Here is a 15,829-nt window from a genome sequence, read left to right on the forward strand (position 1 = left end):
AAGATGCGTACCACTTAGAGCCTGTCTTCGCAGGCTCTTAACCGCGTGAATTATTATTGGTCGAACGTGAGCAAGACTTTGCAGCACTGCCGCTGGTCTTTTTCAAACAGTTCGATGGCGTCTGTAACGTGGTGATAGTCAAAAGTATGGGTGACCAGTTTTTCAGGGTCGATCAGCCCTTTTTCCAGCCAGTCAATGACCACCGGGAATTTGTTGGCATTCAGACGCGAAGAGAAGATCGACAGCTCTTTGCCGGTGATCCCCTGCTGCACGATCTGGCTCGGGTCGCTGGAGAAGCCCATCAGCACGATGCGCGCCGCCGGAGACGCCAGCGTAATCGCTTCCTGTAAAATGGACGGATGACAGGCAGCATCGATGATTAACGTCGGCTTGATGCCTTTTTCATCCAGCGCGGTCTGTAACGACTGCTCGCCGTTGTTGAAGACCCAGTCTGCGCCGCTGCGTTGCGCCATCTCCAGCCGCTCATCAATGCGATCCACCACGATGACCTGCTTCACCTTGTAAACGCCCTTCAGCGCCTGCACGGTAACCAGCCCCATCGGGCCTGCGCCGTAGATCAGCGCCACGTCCTGTTCGGTGGGTTTCGCCTGCCCCGTCACGTTGGCGGCAATGGTGAATGGCTCAACCATTACCGCGTGTTTGTCAGGAATTGCGTCTGGAATGTGCCAGGCATTTTTCGCCGGCACGACGGCGTATTCGCTGAAGCCACCGTCGCGATGAACGCCCAGCACCACCAGCGAGGTACAAACGTTCGGTTTTCCGACGGAACACGGGTAGCAGTGCCCGCAGCTGATCACCGGATCAACCGAAACGCGCTGGCCCAGTCGGGTGCTCTCCACGCCTTCGCCAACCGCGTCTATTTCGCCAAAGAACTCGTGACCGATTACCCGCGGGTATTTCGCAAACGGGTTATGCCCGCGATAGATATGGCTGTCTGAACCGCAGATACCGGCGAGCTTAATTTTGACGCGGACGTCGCCTGCCCCCGGCAACGGGAGAGGACGCTCCTCAATCACCAGCGCATTCGGCTGTTGGATCACTACGCTTTTCATCATTCGCTCCTCGTTTACCAGTTCCAGAGGGTGCCGTCTTCCAGACGGGCCACCGGCAGATAAGCCGGATCGTACGGGTATTTCGCCGCCAGCTTCTCATCAAACTCAATGCCCAGCCCTGGCTTGTCGCCCGGGTGCATATAGCCGTTATCGAAGCGCCAGCTGTGCGGGAACACTTCCAGCATCTGCTCTGAATACCCCATATACTCCTGCACGCCGAAGTTCGGTACCCACAGGTCAAAATGCAGCGCCGCGGCGTGGCAAATCGGCGACAGATCCGACGGGCCGTGTGAGCCGGTACGCACCTGGTAGAGTGAGGCAAAGTCCGCAATGCGACGCATCCCGGTGATGCCGCCCGCATGGGTTATGGTGGCGCGGATATAGTCAATGAGCTGCTCTTCAATCAGCTGCTTGCAGTCCCAGATGCTGTTGAACACTTCCCCCACCGCAATGGGCGTGACGGTGTGCTGGCGGATCAGGCGGAAACACGCCTGGTTTTCAGCGGGAGTCGGATCTTCCATCCAGAACAGACGGTAGTCTTCAATGCTTTTGCCGAACCGCGCCGCTTCGATGGGCGTCAGACGGTGGTGCATGTCGTGAAGGAGATGTTCATTGAAACCGAACTGGCTGCGCACTGCGTCGAACAGTTTCGGCGTGAAGTCGAGGTATTTCTCGGTGGACCACAGCTGCTCTTCCGGCCAGGCGCCCTTGGTCGCAGGCTCATACGCCAGCCCTTTCCCTTTAGCCATGCCGTAGGTGGTTTTCATTCCCGGCACGCCGCACTGCACGCGAATTGCCTTGAAGCCCATCTCTTTATGACGGGCATAATCTTCCAGCACGTCGTCAATGGTGTGCCCGGTGGTGTGACAATACACCATCACCCCTTCCCTGGAGGCCCCGCCCAGAAGCTGATAGAGCGGCATGTTCGCGGCTTTCGCCTTAATGTCCCACAGCGCCATGTCCACGGCAGAAATCGCTGACATGGTGACCGGACCACGACGCCAGTAAGCGCCTTTATAGAAGAACTGCCAGATATCTTCGATGCGGTGCGCATCGCGGCCAATCAGCTGAGGGCACAGGTGATCTTTCAGGTAGGAGGCAACGGAAAGTTCACGTCCGTTCAGCGTGGCATCACCCAGGCCGACAATGGCCTCATCGGTGGTGATTTTAAGGGTGACAAAGTTACGCCCCGGGCAGGTGACAAATACTTCAGCCCCGACAATCTTCATAATCCATTTCCTTACATCGCTCGTTGTGATGCAGGAAATTTACGCAACCACACTACTACCATACAAGTATAATGATCGTAAAATCAGCGGACGATCACACTATGAGGACGCTTACGCGCGTCCCCAACCAGCCACGATGATCAACATGCCGCACAGGGCAATCAGCGCGCCTGCCCAGTCATACAGGCTTAGCCTGACGCCATCGACAACGCGCAGCCACAGCAGCGCGGTACAGACGTACACTCCGCCGTAGGCGGCATATACCCTCCCGCTGGCGGCCGGATGCAGGGTGAGCAGCCAGACAAAAAGGGCCAGGGACACACCCGCCGGGATCAGCAGCAGCGCGGAAGCGCCCCGCTTTAGCCAGAGCCACGGCAAAAAGCATCCGATGATTTCGCACAGCGCGGTCGCGAAAAAAAGCAGCGTCGTTTTGAACATTTTTCTCGTTTCGTGAGGATTGATTTAGACATCATACGCGATAATGTTCACATCGTTCCCATACCTGCCGCGCGGGTATGACACCCTTTCGGATTGGTGTAGAATCCAACGGGGTAATCCGATTGTCTGCACCCGTTTAAAGGAAACGCTATGACTACATTAAGCAAACGCCTTTGTCTGACAGCCGTACTGGCGCTGTCATCGTTCGCCTTCGCCGCAACGGCATCAGCCGAAACCAGCAAACTCATCATTGAGTCTGGTGACAGCGCGCAAAGCCGTCAGAACGCCGCCATGGACAAAGAACAATGGAATGACACCCGCAGCCTGCGTCAGAAAGTGAATAAGCGCGTGGAGAAAGAGTGGGATAAAGAAGACGTCGCGTTTGATGCCCGCGACAAATGCCAGCAAAGCGCCAACGTCAACGCTTACTGGGAGCCTAACACCCTGCGCTGTCTGGATCGTCGTACTGGCCGCACGGTAGCACCGTAATGTCAACGCCGTGTGACGTTAAGCTCCGTCCGCTGGAGCGCGAAGATTTACGCTTTGTTCACCAGCTCGACAACAATGCCAGCGTGATGCGCTACTGGTTTGAAGAGCCTTATGAGGCGTTTGTCGAGCTGTCCGATCTCTACGACAAGCATATCCACGATCAGAGTGAACGCCGGTTTGTGGTGGAGTGCGAGGGTGAGAAAGCCGGGCTGGTTGAACTGGTTGAGATCAACCACGTTCACCGTCGGGCGGAATTTCAGATCATTATTTCACCGGAGCACCAGGGGAAAGGTCTTGCGTCGCGGGCGGCAAAGCTGGCGATGGATTACGGGTTTAACGTCCTGAATCTCTATAAGCTTTACCTTATCGTCGACAAAGAGAACGAAAAAGCGATTCATATCTACCGTAAGCTGGGCTTTATGGTGGAAGGTGAACTGATCCATGAGTTCTTTATTAACGGCGAATACCGTAACACCATCCGCATGTGCATTTTCCAGCATCAGCATCTGGCCGGGCATAAGTCCTCCTCCGCCAGCCTGCTTAAACCCACCGCGCAGTAACCTGCGCGGTTTTATTCTCAATAATATTCAATGCTGTTTTTGATGGTGTACTTGCGCTCAACGGCAGGTTTGACGCTGTCATCGGTGATCACCAGCTCACAGCTCACCGGGTTGTTGTGGCGATCGTAATCACAGCTCTGCTTTACATTGCCCATCGGTTTATCGTTCAACAGGCTTACCGCCGTATAATCCATGCGCTTGCGCAGATCTTTCGACGGCACCGACTTGACCGATAAACGCTGGTCGCCGGAAACCGTAGTTTTACCCAGCGGGTAGCCGTCGGCGTCATACTGGTACTTCACTTCCATCTCTTTGCTGTGCGCGGCAACCACAAACCCGTTATCGTCCGTGTCCCACGTCAGGCCGGCAGACGGCAGTTCCGCCAGCTGACATTTTCCCTGCAACTTTACCTTCTGTTGCTGGGTTTCCGCATCGACGTAGTAGTTAGCATCCAGCACCAGCGCAACGCCCGTATTCGCTTCGAGATCGTGCAGTTCAAGCGTATCGAAACACCCTTCCGTCGACATCGTTCCGGTCACACGTTTAGAGACTTCACCCTTATCGTTGAACAGCGTCTGGGTAAAATCCTTCACCGGCCCGCGCAGAGGATCAAAATCAAACTCGTTCGAAAAGCTCGCCATCTCCGGCGTAAATGACAGCGGCGCGGTGTTGTTGTCGCATCCCACCAGTACCGTTGCCAGTAGCGTTATCGCTGCGTATTTGTTCACATCATTTACCGTTCAGAGAGAGATACAATCATATTAGCAAATACAGCAACTTACATAACAGCACTTCATTTGACTCTTCGCGCTGTAGAATTCCGTCGTTTGCATTGACGGAACCTGTCAAAGTGGCTACTTTGGGCGCGGAAGATTCCACACTATTATAAAATTAGATTTTAAATTTTCGGGTTAACATCATGATTTACGACTGTTTTTTATACTATGACGAAGATATGTTGCTCGACATCAGATTACATACTCTCGCTGATGTCGTTGACCGTTTTGTCATTGTAGAAGCAACACACTCTTTTACAGGCATACCGCGAGAATTGCATTTCGATATTACGAAGTTTGCCAAATTCAAAGACAAAATCATTTACGTGCCTTTTGACGCGCAGCCTATTTTAAACCGTGCGGATAATAACCAGGTTGATGCCTGGGCAAATGAAGCAGCGCTTCGCAACTCCATTATGAACGGGTTAAAGGACGCGGCAGACGACGATCTGATTCTGGTGTCAGACGTTGACGAAATCTTCTCTCCCGACACGGTCAGGGCCATTAATCCGCGCGCGCTCTGCACGACTATTCATCAAAACGTGTTCAACTATCAGTTTAATCTCCAGGTTCACAACACGGATGGTACGCCGAGAAAATGTACCTTGCCCCGCGCAACGTCCTATTACAACCTTAAGCATTTCTTCCACGGTGAACCTGAATCTTTCCGAAACTGGAAGCGTGCGCGCAAAGATAAAAACTGGTCATGGTTTAAATGGAACTGGCTAAAAATCAATAATAAGGTTGTGAAAGATGGCGGCTGGCATTTCTCCTGGGTAATGACCCCAGAAAGAATTTCCGAAAAAATGTCTACCATTTCTCATACCGAATACGATCTGCCGGAATTCAATAACCCGGAACATATTATGAAGGTTATCACTAACGCCGAAGATATCTGGGGACGAGACCGAAAACTGGTCAGGCAAGAAGTATCAAAACGCACCCTGCCTTCTTATCTGGTAGACAATCAGCACCATTATTCGCAATTTATTTTATGACGCAGGCAGGGCTCCAGGACAATTCAGAAAGACAGACCCAAAAACAAAAGCTTACCCTAACCCTGCTATGCTTATAGTCCACACAGTGAAAAGGAGCTACAGATGAAACGGTTACCCTGGATTACCGCCCTGCTGTTAATGAGTGCTTCACCCGCTCTTCTTGCGGCCCCGGATTCCTGCGAGCGCGTGAAAAGCGACATTCAGCAGAAGATTATCAACAACGGCGTGCCGGAGTCTGGCTTTACCCTGAACATCGTCCCGAACGATCAGGCCGATCAGCCGGATGCGCAGGTCGTTGGGCATTGTGCCAACGATACTTTCAAAATTTTGTACACCCGCACCAGTAGCGGCAACTACCCGGTGAGCGGCGCAGGTACGCAGGAGAATGCGCCAACTGAGCCGCAATGATTTTCCCATTCAATTCCCCTGATTTGACGAGGATTAATATTTAATACCTCTAAATAAGTAACACTCCCCCCATCATTAGCCCGGTTGTAGTCACGGGTGAAAATAATTATTAACAATGATGGGGTGAGTCATGTCCGAAGTTGAACATCACGGCGGAATAAGCCGTCGAACTCTGGTTAAATCTACTGCCATAGGATCCCTGGCGCTTGCCGCCGGTGGGATCGCATTACCTTTTGGTCTGAAAAGCGCCGCCGCCGCTGTGCAGACCGCTATTCAGCCAGCGGAAGATAAAGTCGTCTGGGGCGCCTGTTCGGTAAACTGCGGTAGCCGCTGCGCCCTGCGTCTGCACGTTCGCGATGACGAAGTCTATTGGGTTGAAACGGATAATACCAGCGAGGATATTTACGGCAACCATCAGGTTCGCGCCTGTCTGCGAGGCCGTTCAATACGCCGTCGCATTAATCACCCAGACCGTCTGAACTATCCGATGAAACGCGTGGGCAAACGCGGAGAAGGCAAGTTTGAGCGTATCACCTGGGAAGAAGCGCTGGACACCATCGCCGCGAGCCTGAAAAGCGTGGTCGAAAAATACGGCAACGAAGCGGTCTACATTAACTACTCCTCCGGAATTGTAGGCGGCAATATCACCCGTTCCTCCCCTTATGCCTCGCTGGTCGCGCGCCTGATGAACTGCTATGGCGGCTTCCTCAGCCACTACGGCACCTACAGCACCGCGCAGATCGCCTGCGCAATGCCCTACACCTACGGCAGCAACGACGGCAACAGCACATCGGATATCGAAAACACCAAACTGGTAGTGATGTTCGGCAATAATCCGGCGGAAACGCGCATGAGCGGCGGCGGGATCACTTACTACCTCGAGCAGGCGCGCGAACGGTCAAACGCGCGGATGATCGTTATCGATCCGCGCTATACCGACACTGCCGCAGGGCGTGAAGACGAGTGGATCCCGATTCGTCCGGGCACCGATGCCGCGCTGGTGGCAGGTATTGCGTGGGTGCTGATTAATGAAAATCTGGTCGATCAACCTTTCCTCGATAAATACTGCGTGGGTTATGACGAAAAAACCCTGCCGGAAGGCGCACCGGCTAATGGTCATTACAAAGCCTATATTCTCGGCCAGGGTGATGACAAAACCGCGAAAACCCCGGCGTGGGCGTCTCGCATAACGGGCATTCCTGCCGATCGCATCATTAAGCTGGCCCGTGAAATCGGTTCGGCGAAACCGGCCTACATTTGCCAGGGCTGGGGCCCGCAGCGTCAGGCTAACGGGGAGCAAACGTCCCGGGCCATCGCCATGCTGCCGATCCTGACCGGCAACGTCGGCATTAACGGCGGTAACAGCGGCGCGCGCGAATCGACCTACACCATCACCATCGAACGCATGCCGCTGCCGGAAAATCCGGTGAAAACGCAAATCTCCTGCTTCAGCTGGACGGATGCCATCGTGCGTGGACCGGAGATGACCGCCCTGCGCGACGGCGTACGCGGCAAAGATAAGCTCGATGTGCCGATCAAGTTCATCTGGAACTACGCGGGTAATACCATCATCAACCAGCATTCCGATATCAACAAAACTCACGACATTTTGCAGGATGAGAGTAAGTGCGAAACGATCGTTGTCATCGATAACTTTATGACCTCATCAGCGAAGTATGCCGATATTGTTCTGCCGGATCTGATGACCGTCGAGCAGGAAGATATCATCCCCAACGATTACGCCGGCAACATGGGATACCTGATTTTCCTCCAGCCGGTTACCGCCCCGAAGTTCGAGCGCAAGCCCATCTACTGGATCATGAGCGAAGTGGCGAAACGCCTCGGACCGGATATCCATCAGAAATTCACTGAAGGCCGTACGCAGGAGCAGTGGCTGCGCTACCTGTACGCCAAAATGGTCGCCAAAGATCCGCTGCTGCCGTCCTACGACGCGCTGAAAAAAATGGGTATTTATAAGCGCAAAGATCCTAACGGACATTTTGTGGCCTATAAAAAATTCCGTGACGATCCGGATGCCAATCCGCTGAAAACCCCGTCGGGCAAAATCGAGATCTACTCCAGCAAGCTGGCGGATATTGCGGCGACCTGGGAACTGCAAAAAGACGAAACCATCACCCCACTGCCGGTCTATACCTCAACCTTTGAAGGCTGGGACGCGCCCGAGCGCAGCAAATTCCCGCTGCAACTGTTCGGTTTCCACTTTAAAGCCCGTACCCACTCCAGCTACGGCAACGTGGATGTGCTCCAGGCCGCCTGTCGCCAGGAGGTGTGGCTTAACCCTGTGGATGCGGAGCAACGTGGTATCAAAAACGGGGATATGGTGCGCGTCTTCAACGACCGCGGCGAAGTGCGTATTGCCGCGAAAGTCACGCCACGCATCATGCCCGGCGTAAGCGCGATGGGCCAGGGCGCCTGACATGACGCCAACATGAGCGGCGATCGTGTCGATCACGGCTCCTGCATCAATACCCTGACCACGCACCGCCCGTCACCGCTGGCGAAAGGCAACCCGCAGCACACGAACCTGGTGCAGATCGAGAAGGCATAAGGATTAACCAATGACAACCCAGTATGGATTTTTTATTGATTCCAGCCGCTGCACCGGGTGCAAAACCTGCGAGCTGGCCTGCAAGGATTACAAAGACCTGACCCCGGATGTCAGCTTCCGGCGTATTTATGAATACGCGGGCGGCGACTGGCAGGAGGATAACGGCGTCTGGCATCAGAATGTCTTCGCCTATTACCTGTCGATTGCCTGCAACCACTGCGAAGATCCGGCCTGCACCAAGGTCTGCCCGAGCGGGGCAATGCACAAGCGCGACGACGGTTTTGTGGTGGTGGACGAGGATGTCTGCATCGGCTGTCGTTACTGTCACATGGCCTGTCCGTACGGCGCGCCGCAGTACAATGCCACCAAAGGCCACATGACCAAGTGCGACGGCTGCCACAGCCGCGTGGCGGACGGCAAAAAGCCCATCTGCGTCGAGTCCTGCCCGCTGCGCGCGCTGGACTTTGGCCCGATTGAGGAGCTGCGCAAAAAACACGGTCAGCTTGCTGCCGTCGCGCCGCTGCCGTCTGCGCACTTCACGAAGCCGAGTATTGTGATTAAACCTAACGCCAACAGCCGTCCGACGGGTGACACCACCGGCTACCTGGCAAACCCGAAGGAGGTGTGAGATGGGAAGTGGATGGCATGAATGGCCGCTGGTGATCTTCACCGTTTTCGGGCAGTGCGTGGCCGGCGCGTTAATCGTGACGGGCTTCGTCTGGCTTAAGGAAAATGATGACAAGGCCAGAATGCGTATCGTGCGCAGCCTGTTTTTTCTCTGGCTGGTAATGGGTATTGGGTTTATGGCCTCGGTACTGCATCTAGGCTCCCCGCTGCGTGCCTTCAACTCGCTTAACCGCGTGGGCGCGTCAGCGCTGAGTAATGAGATCGCGGCGGGTTCGATCTTCTTTGCCGTGGGCGGTTTCTGGTGGCTGGTGTCGGTTATCGGTAAAATGCCCCCAGCTTTGGGCAAAATCTGGCTGGTTGTCAGCCAGCTCCTGGGCATCGTTTTCGTCTGGGCGATGACCCGGGTCTATCAGATTGAGACTGTCCCGACCTGGTATACGGGTTACACCACGCTGAGCTTCTTCCTGACGATGGTCCTTGCTGGTCCTCTGCTGGCCGCGCTGCTGCTGCGCGTGGCAAACGTGACATTCAAAGGTACTCTTGCCGCGTCTGTCAGCGTACTGGCACTTATCGTCTGCGTGGCGGTCGTCGTGTTGCAAAGCAATACGCTGGGGACGATACAGAGTTCCATCCAGCAGGCTAACGCCCTGCTTCCGGATTATGGTTCGCTTCAGGTATGGCGCATCGCGTTGCTGGCGGCGGGTTTAGGCTGCTGGATCTGCCCGCTGATTCGTCGTCAGGAGCCAAAAACGCTCGGCCTGTTTGCAGGTGTCGTGCTGGTGGCGCTGGGTGAACTGATTGGCCGTGGGCTATTTTATGGTCTGCATATGACCGCAGGGTTAGCAATTGCAGGTTAACACAGGTGCGCGGGGCTACCCGCGCGCAAGTAAGGAAAGTTGTAATGAATGAAGTCTCACACCGCGAATCGTTCGCGTTCAGCGCCCGGGTACTGGGCGCGCTGTTTTATTTCGCCCCAGACAGCGAGCAGACCGCGCCGCTGGTGAGTGCCCTGACCGCAGGTGACTGGGTTCAGGACTGGCCGCTGGCGGAGGAAAACCTGCTGCCCGTCGCCAGTATGTTTAAGACCCCATTGGATGAAGCGTTGAAAGACGCCTGGCAGCGTCTGTTTATTGGCCCGTATGCCCTGCCCGCCCCCCCGTGGGGCTCGGTCTGGCTTGATCGCGAGTCCGTGCTGTTTGGCGATTCGACCCTCGCGTTGCGTCAGTGGATGCGTGAAAACCATATCGCCTTTGAGATGCAGCAGAATGAGCCTGAAGATCATTTCGGAATGTTGCTGATGCTGGCGGCATGGCTTGCCGAGAACGGTCGCGAAACAGAACGCGACCAGCTTCTTGCGTGGCATCTGCTGCCATGGAGCACGCGTTTCCTGAGCGTATTCGTTGAAAACGCGGCCCATCCGTTCTACACCGCGCTGGGTAAACTTGCCCAGCTGACGCTGGCGGAATGGCAGTCCACTTTGCTGATCCCGATTGCCGAAAAAACGCTGTACCGATAACAGCGCCTGGCTTGTCCACCCGTTGTGCAGGCCAGGTTCGCACATTTTTGCTGCAACACAACGTCACAACTGTTATGCTGTATATAATTACAGTATACGGGGGTGCACAATGGCTGTTGAAACAAAATTTGTTGTCGTAAGAAAAGGTGAAGAGAAAATGACATTTGCCAGTAAGAAAGAGGCTGACGCTCACGACAAACTGCTCGATATGGCAGAAGCGTTCACCGACTGGCTGTTGCAAAGCGGAATGCAGATGGATGAAACGCAGGCGGAGAATCTTGGTCTGTATCTCGCCGAGCAGAAAGAGTCCGTGCAGCATATCCTGCGTACCAGCAAGCTTCCCGAGCGCAATGCTGCAACGGATAAAACAGCATCAGATGCGGATAGCAGCAAAAAAATCCGGGCCGTCAAAGCCGCCTGATCGTCAGAACGTCTCATCACCTGTCCTGTTGCCGCGGGCCGGAAACGGCTCGCGGCTTTATTATGGTCGGCTGAACCTTATATTCATCAACCATAACCGTGAAATTACGTCCTGTTATCTTGATTTGTCCGCCTCAACGTTTACGCTGATATTCAGCCTTTTTGCTTCCATGGTTATTATTGTTTTGGCCTGGTCCTTATCGCCCCCGTGCACTTTATCTATCAGATCCTGTACAAGGGTCATCATCAGAAAATTTTTATTTGCAGGATAAAAATCTGTCGTAGTGATCCCGTTATCCTTCAGGCGCTGATGCGCCACCGTCTCTGTATCTGCGATTATTTCTGCCACTTTCTCATGCATGATCTCGATCTGCTCGAAAACAATGCGGTTAATCATTTCAATCTGTTCTGGCGTAAAATTCGGTTCCATTATTTCCCCTCGTCAGGCGTATGTTAAAAACACGTGCATCACACGTTGGGCGCCTCTGAATGGTGCGGTAAATTATCACACAACTCTTGTAACTCGTTGATCATCCTGGCCACATGAAAGCCATCACAAACAGAATGATGGACCTGAACGGCGAAAGGCAACAAGACTTTTCCATCCTGGTCATAGTATTTTCCAAACGTGAACATGGGCGCAAAAAAATTCCGCATGTTAGCGACGTTGACGTTAAAACTGCTAAAACTGACCCACGGAATATCCGATATGAAAAATATATTCTCCTGGGACTCTTCCTTAGGCCAGTAAGCAAGGATATTGCCATAGCGGGCAACATCTTCTGCATAAACGCGCTGAAAATGGTGAATATTTCCATCGTAATGACTCCACAACGATGAAAACGTCTCCGTTTCTTTATGGAAAAGGGTATAGCTTGGATGAACCTCATTCCATATTACAAGCTCATCATCCTTCATGGCCATACGGAATTCCGGATGCCGGTTTACGACGTCAGAAATTAGGGAAATAATCGCAGGATAAAATTTCCAGCCAACCTCTTTGATATGCTTTAGCAGCACGGTAATGTCCAGCTGAACCGTTTGGTTAAATGTAGATTGAGCAAAGCCCTGAAATACTTCAAAGTGTTCCTTTCTTGCCCAACGTGATAAGTCAACTACCGTATATTCTGGCGTTATTTTTGTCATTTCATAGCCTTAGTTGAGCTGCGCTATATAAAATAGTAGCGTATCACAAACCCAGGGGCTGTATAGACCGTAGCGTAGAGGCACCCTAAATTTTCAGCGTATCAATCACCGCTCTCAGCGCCGGGGACACGTTGCGGTGTGGATAATAGAGGTACAGTCCGTCCATCCGCAGGCTGTAGCGCTGTAAGACGCGTATAAGCGTGCCACGCTCCAGATCGTCAGCCACCAGCTCAACCGGGACATAGGCCAGCCCGAGTCCCAGCCTGGCCGCTTCGGCCTCCATGTAGCTGTCGGAAAAGGCCCATTGCCCCTCCGGGCGGTGAGTAACTCGCTTCCCGTCCTGAACCAGCTCCCATTGATAGTGGTTACCGTCGGCAAACTGGTAGGCAATGCAGGGATGAGCATCCAGATCGGCGGGCGTCTGCGGGAAACCATAGCGCCGAAAATGCGCCGGAGCGGCAACCACAGCCATCTCCATATCGGGCGTGATGCGCACGGCAATCATTCCTTGTCCCACCTCCGGCCCCAGCCGGACGCCCGCGTCGAATCGCTCGGTAATGATATCCACGAACCGGCTCTCATTCATCAATTCCAGACGGATATCCGGATAACGCTGTTTGAAGATAGCAAGCTTTGGCAGCAGGCATTTTTCGATGGCGTGCTGGCTGGCATTAATGCGCACCGTGCCGGACGGCGTCTGGCGATAATGCGCCAGTCTTGTCAGCCCGGTATCGAGCGCATCAAAGGCTGAACCAGCGGTCTGGTAAAGTTGCTCCCCGGCATGGGTCAGCGACAGTTTGCGCGTGGTACGCACCAGAAGCTGAACGCCCAGCCGCTCTTCCAGCTCGCGAACCGATCGGCTGATGCCGGATTGTGCCAGCCCGAGCCGTTGCGCGGCTGCCGTGAAACTTCCCTCCCGCACCACCTGGATAAACAGATACAGCTCATTGTAGTTTTCCCGCTTCGCCATCATGTCTCATCAATTGATAACAATATGATATTAATCCTAGCAGCTTTTGGCCTCTAATCAGCACTATTTCTGCTAACTATAATGACCGCATGACAACAACACACGGTACCTCTTATGCAAACATTCACCCAAAAACTGTCCGTTGCGCTGCTGCTATGCGCATCATTAAGTGGAGTGACAACAATGAGTTATGCAGAAACACGAAATCCTGACGCCCCCGTTTCGATGGTGACAACCTGGGATAAGACCTTCGCCAGGAGCGATAAAGTCGACCACCGCAAGGTGACGTTCGAGAACCGATACGGGATCACCCTGGTCGGCGATCTGTACATTCCCAGGAACAGCGGCGACCAGAAGCTGGCGGCGATTGCCGTCAGTGGACCATTCGGTGCGGTTAAAGAACAATCCAGCGGTCTTTACGCCCAGACTCTGGCTGAACAGGGGTTCGTGACCCTGGCCTTCGACCCATCCTACACGGGTGAAAGCGGCGGCCAGCCGCGTAACGTTGCCTCCCCTGATATCAACACCGAAGACTTTAGCGCCGCAGTGGATTTCCTCGGATTACAGAAAGAAGTCGACCGTAACCGTATCGGCATTCTCGGGATCTGCGGCTGGGGCGGTATGGCGCTGAACGCGGCATCCATGGATACCCGCGTGAAGGCGGTCGCCACCAGCGTAATGTACGATATGAGCCGCGCGATGGGTCACGGCGTGGGCGACGGGAGAGATCGTTATTCAGCGGCCGATCGCCGGGCCGTGTTGCAGTATCTGAACGCGCAACGCTGGAAAGATGCTGAAAGCGGCACCTTCGCCCATGGCGGCCACGATATTTATGTCGATGAAAACGGTAAGGTAACAGCGGCCGGGCGTATTCTGCCGGAAGCATTGCCCGCCGATCCGCATCCGGTACTGAAAGAGTTCTATGATTACTACCGTATGCCGCGCGGCTTCCATGCCCGTTCCGTAAACTCCACCGGCGCATGGACCGCGACCATGCCGTTGTCCTTTATGAATATGCCGCTGCTGAGCTATGCCGGGGAGATCACCATCCCAACGCTGATTGTGACCGGTGAAAACGCGCACTCACGTTATTTTGCGGAAGATGCGTTTAAAGCTGTCGGCAGCAAACAGAAGGAACTGGTGATTGTTCCCGGTGCGAATCACGTTGATCTCTACGATAACGTCGCAGGGAAAATCCCGTTCGCGCAGTTCGGGCAGTTTTTCAAAACCAGTCTGGATTAATTCTCTTAGCCCCCGGCAATCAGGGGGCTTATCTTCTCTTCGCCGTGAATTACACCTATGTCCACACTGAATCAAACCTCATCCCGTGATGCTGAGCGTGCACACTGGGGCGGTATTTTTGCCATGACCCTGTGCGTTTTTGTCCTCATTGCCTCGGAATTTATGCCCGTCAGTCTGCTCACGCCCCTCGCCAGAGACTTAGGGGTGACAGAGGGGATGGCTGGCCAGGGGATCGCCATCTCTGGGGCGCTGGCTGTCCTGACCAGCCTTTTTCTTTCCCGGCTTGCCGGGAATATGAATCGCAAACATCTTCTTTTAGGCATGACCGTCCTGATGGCGCTGTCAGGGATCATTATCGCCTTCGCCCCGAATGCTCTGATGTATATGGCAGGCCGGGCGCTGATCGGCATCGCCATCGGCGGTTTCTGGTCGATGTCTGCTGCCACCGCCATTCGGCTGGTGCCTCAGCATCAGGTCTCTCGTGCGCTGGCAATTTTCAACGGCGGCAACGCGCTGGCGACGGTGGTCGCCGCCCCGCTGGGCAGTTATCTCGGCTCGACCATTGGCTGGCGCGGCGCGTTTCTGTGCCTGGTTCCCGTGGCGATTGTGGCGTTCATCTGGCAATATTTTAGCCTGCCCAACATGGGCGGGCACCAGGGTCCGTCGCCACGTAAAAGCCTATTACGCCTGCTCCACCAGCCTGCGGTTTCGGTGGGTCTGATGGCGTGCGGCCTGTTCTTCATGGGACAGTTTGCGTTATTTACCTATGTGCGCCCCTTCCTCGAAACCGTCACCCACGTCAGTCCTTCCGCCTTATCGCTGATCCTGCTCACTATCGGTATCGCAGGTTTCATCGGCACGCTGATCGTCGCGCTGGCCCTGAATGCCGCGTTTTACCTCACCTTAATGGCCATACCGCTGCTTATGGCGCTGATTGCAGGGGTATTAATGCTCACCGGTGACAGCCTGTGGATCGTGGCCCTGCTGTTAGGTTTCTGGGGAATGCTGGCAACTGCGGCCCCCACGGGCTGGTGGACGTGGATCGCCCGTACGTTACCGGAAGATGCCGAGGCTGGCGGCGGGCTGATGGTCGCGGTGATCCAACTCTCCATTGCGCTTGGCTCAACGGCGGGTGGCGTGGTGTTTGATACCTTTGGCTGGCAGAGCACCTTCGCTTTAAGCGGCATATTACTCCTGAGTGCCGTAATACTGACTTTTACGACGTCGCGCCATCGGAAATAAGGCATTATATTTACAAGGTTATTTTATTTAATTACAAAACCTCGCACTCCTCCCGTTGAAATAATAATTAAGCAATATCCTGGTCAGCCAGCGACATCGCTTTGTTAGCTTGAGCATTCAGGCAAA

The 15,829-nt window shown here is 54.2% G+C and carries 17 protein-coding genes and 1 pseudogene; 11 read left to right on the forward strand and 7 right to left on the reverse strand.

Translation table 11 applies throughout. From position 1 onward, the window contains the following. Window positions 1–53: 53 nt before the first annotated feature. The 3 genes from ACNQ0W_RS08870 to ACNQ0W_RS08880 all read right to left on the reverse strand — a co-directional run bounded on the left by ACNQ0W_RS08870 (window position 54) and on the right by ACNQ0W_RS08880 (window position 2,740). A complete protein-coding gene (locus ACNQ0W_RS08870) occupies window positions 54–1,073 on the reverse strand; it encodes a Zn-dependent oxidoreductase (protein WP_062932635.1) in 1,020 nt (339 codons plus the stop codon). A gap of 14 nt (window positions 1,074–1,087) precedes the next feature. After that, window positions 1,088–2,302, reverse strand: coding sequence for a D-mannonate dehydratase ManD (manD, locus tag ACNQ0W_RS08875; RefSeq protein WP_062932634.1), 1,215 nt, complete (start codon window positions 2,300–2,302; stop codon window positions 1,088–1,090). A 111-nt stretch (window positions 2,303–2,413) separates the two neighbouring features. Then, on the reverse strand, window positions 2,414–2,740 hold the full coding sequence (locus ACNQ0W_RS08880; protein WP_003857412.1) for a YnfA family protein: 327 nt from the start codon (window positions 2,738–2,740) through the stop codon (window positions 2,414–2,416). A 150-nt stretch (window positions 2,741–2,890) separates the two neighbouring features. Here ACNQ0W_RS08880 and ACNQ0W_RS08885 point away from each other — a divergent pair, with 150 nt between their 5' ends. Both ACNQ0W_RS08885 and speG read left to right on the forward strand, forming a co-directional pair. Beyond that, window positions 2,891–3,229 carry a DUF1283 family protein gene (locus ACNQ0W_RS08885; protein WP_006808856.1) on the forward strand — a complete coding sequence of 113 codons (339 nt, stop codon included), beginning with the start codon at window positions 2,891–2,893 and terminating at the stop codon, window positions 3,227–3,229. Next, window positions 3,229–3,789 (forward strand): spermidine N1-acetyltransferase, encoded by a 561-nt coding sequence (gene speG, locus ACNQ0W_RS08890; protein WP_003857416.1) that lies wholly within the window; start codon window positions 3,229–3,231, stop codon window positions 3,787–3,789. The genes ACNQ0W_RS08885 and speG overlap by 1 nt, the downstream gene beginning before the upstream one ends. Before the next feature lie 17 nt (window positions 3,790–3,806). On the opposite strand, the gene ACNQ0W_RS08895 is transcribed toward speG, so the two are convergent. Next, window positions 3,807–4,517 (reverse strand): YnfC family lipoprotein, encoded by a 711-nt coding sequence (locus ACNQ0W_RS08895; RefSeq protein WP_062932632.1) that lies wholly within the window; start codon window positions 4,515–4,517, stop codon window positions 3,807–3,809. A gap of 191 nt (window positions 4,518–4,708) precedes the next feature. Between ACNQ0W_RS08895 and ACNQ0W_RS08900 the strand changes: the two genes are divergently transcribed. The 7 genes and pseudogenes from ACNQ0W_RS08900 (at window position 4,709) to ACNQ0W_RS08930 (ending at window position 11,104) form a co-directional block, all read left to right on the forward strand. Beyond that, window positions 4,709–5,563, forward strand: coding sequence for a beta-1,4-mannosyl-glycoprotein beta-1,4-N-acetylglucosaminyltransferase (locus tag ACNQ0W_RS08900; protein ID WP_023296534.1), 855 nt, complete (start codon window positions 4,709–4,711; stop codon window positions 5,561–5,563). 102 nt (window positions 5,564–5,665) lie between these two features. Continuing rightward, entirely contained in the window at window positions 5,666–5,971 is a 306-nt protein-coding gene (locus ACNQ0W_RS08905) for a DUF1161 domain-containing protein (protein ID WP_047731958.1), read from the forward strand. Window positions 5,972–6,101: 130 nt separating this feature from the next. Then, window positions 6,102–8,540, forward strand: a pseudogene (gene ynfE / locus ACNQ0W_RS08910) (selenate/tellurate reductase subunit YnfE). 10 nt (window positions 8,541–8,550) lie between these two features. Continuing rightward, on the forward strand, window positions 8,551–9,168 hold the full coding sequence (locus ACNQ0W_RS08915; protein ID WP_062939351.1) for a DMSO/selenate family reductase complex B subunit: 618 nt from the start codon (window positions 8,551–8,553) through the stop codon (window positions 9,166–9,168). Between the two features lies 1 nt (window position 9,169). Beyond that, a complete protein-coding gene (locus ACNQ0W_RS08920) occupies window positions 9,170–10,024 on the forward strand; it encodes a dimethyl sulfoxide reductase anchor subunit family protein (RefSeq protein WP_062932630.1) in 855 nt (284 codons plus the stop codon). Between the two features lie 44 nt (window positions 10,025–10,068). Beyond that, window positions 10,069–10,683, forward strand: coding sequence for a Tat proofreading chaperone DmsD (gene dmsD / locus ACNQ0W_RS08925; protein WP_062932629.1), 615 nt, complete (start codon window positions 10,069–10,071; stop codon window positions 10,681–10,683). Between the two features lie 109 nt (window positions 10,684–10,792). Next, a complete protein-coding gene (locus ACNQ0W_RS08930; protein ID WP_003857437.1) occupies window positions 10,793–11,104 on the forward strand; it encodes a YebG family protein in 312 nt (103 codons plus the stop codon). Window positions 11,105–11,218: 114 nt separating this feature from the next. On the opposite strand, the gene ACNQ0W_RS08935 is transcribed toward ACNQ0W_RS08930, so the two are convergent. The 3 genes from ACNQ0W_RS08935 to ACNQ0W_RS08945 form a co-directional block, all read right to left on the reverse strand. Beyond that, the gene (locus ACNQ0W_RS08935; protein WP_062932628.1) at window positions 11,219–11,533 is read right to left on the reverse strand and encodes a hypothetical protein; all 315 of its coding nucleotides are present in this window, start codon (window positions 11,531–11,533) and stop codon (window positions 11,219–11,221) included. 38 nt (window positions 11,534–11,571) lie between these two features. Further along, window positions 11,572–12,249, reverse strand: coding sequence for a type A chloramphenicol O-acetyltransferase (gene catA / locus ACNQ0W_RS08940; protein ID WP_062932627.1), 678 nt, complete (start codon window positions 12,247–12,249; stop codon window positions 11,572–11,574). A gap of 85 nt (window positions 12,250–12,334) precedes the next feature. Beyond that, window positions 12,335–13,219, reverse strand: coding sequence for a LysR family transcriptional regulator (locus tag ACNQ0W_RS08945; RefSeq protein WP_116329883.1), 885 nt, complete (start codon window positions 13,217–13,219; stop codon window positions 12,335–12,337). A gap of 114 nt (window positions 13,220–13,333) precedes the next feature. Between ACNQ0W_RS08945 and ACNQ0W_RS08950 the strand changes: the two genes are divergently transcribed. After that, entirely contained in the window at window positions 13,334–14,461 is a 1,128-nt protein-coding gene (locus ACNQ0W_RS08950; RefSeq protein ID WP_074135684.1) for an alpha/beta hydrolase, read from the forward strand. A 57-nt stretch (window positions 14,462–14,518) separates the two neighbouring features. After that, window positions 14,519–15,703: an MFS transporter gene (locus ACNQ0W_RS08955; RefSeq protein WP_062932624.1), complete on the forward strand. Its 1,185-nt coding sequence runs from the start codon at window positions 14,519–14,521 to the stop codon at window positions 15,701–15,703. Window positions 15,704–15,829 lie beyond the last annotated feature (126 nt).

The sequence above is a fragment of the Enterobacter cloacae complex sp. 6730903 genome, from assembly GCF_048283985.1.
Lineage (GTDB): Bacteria > Pseudomonadota > Gammaproteobacteria > Enterobacterales > Enterobacteriaceae > Enterobacter > Enterobacter hormaechei_C.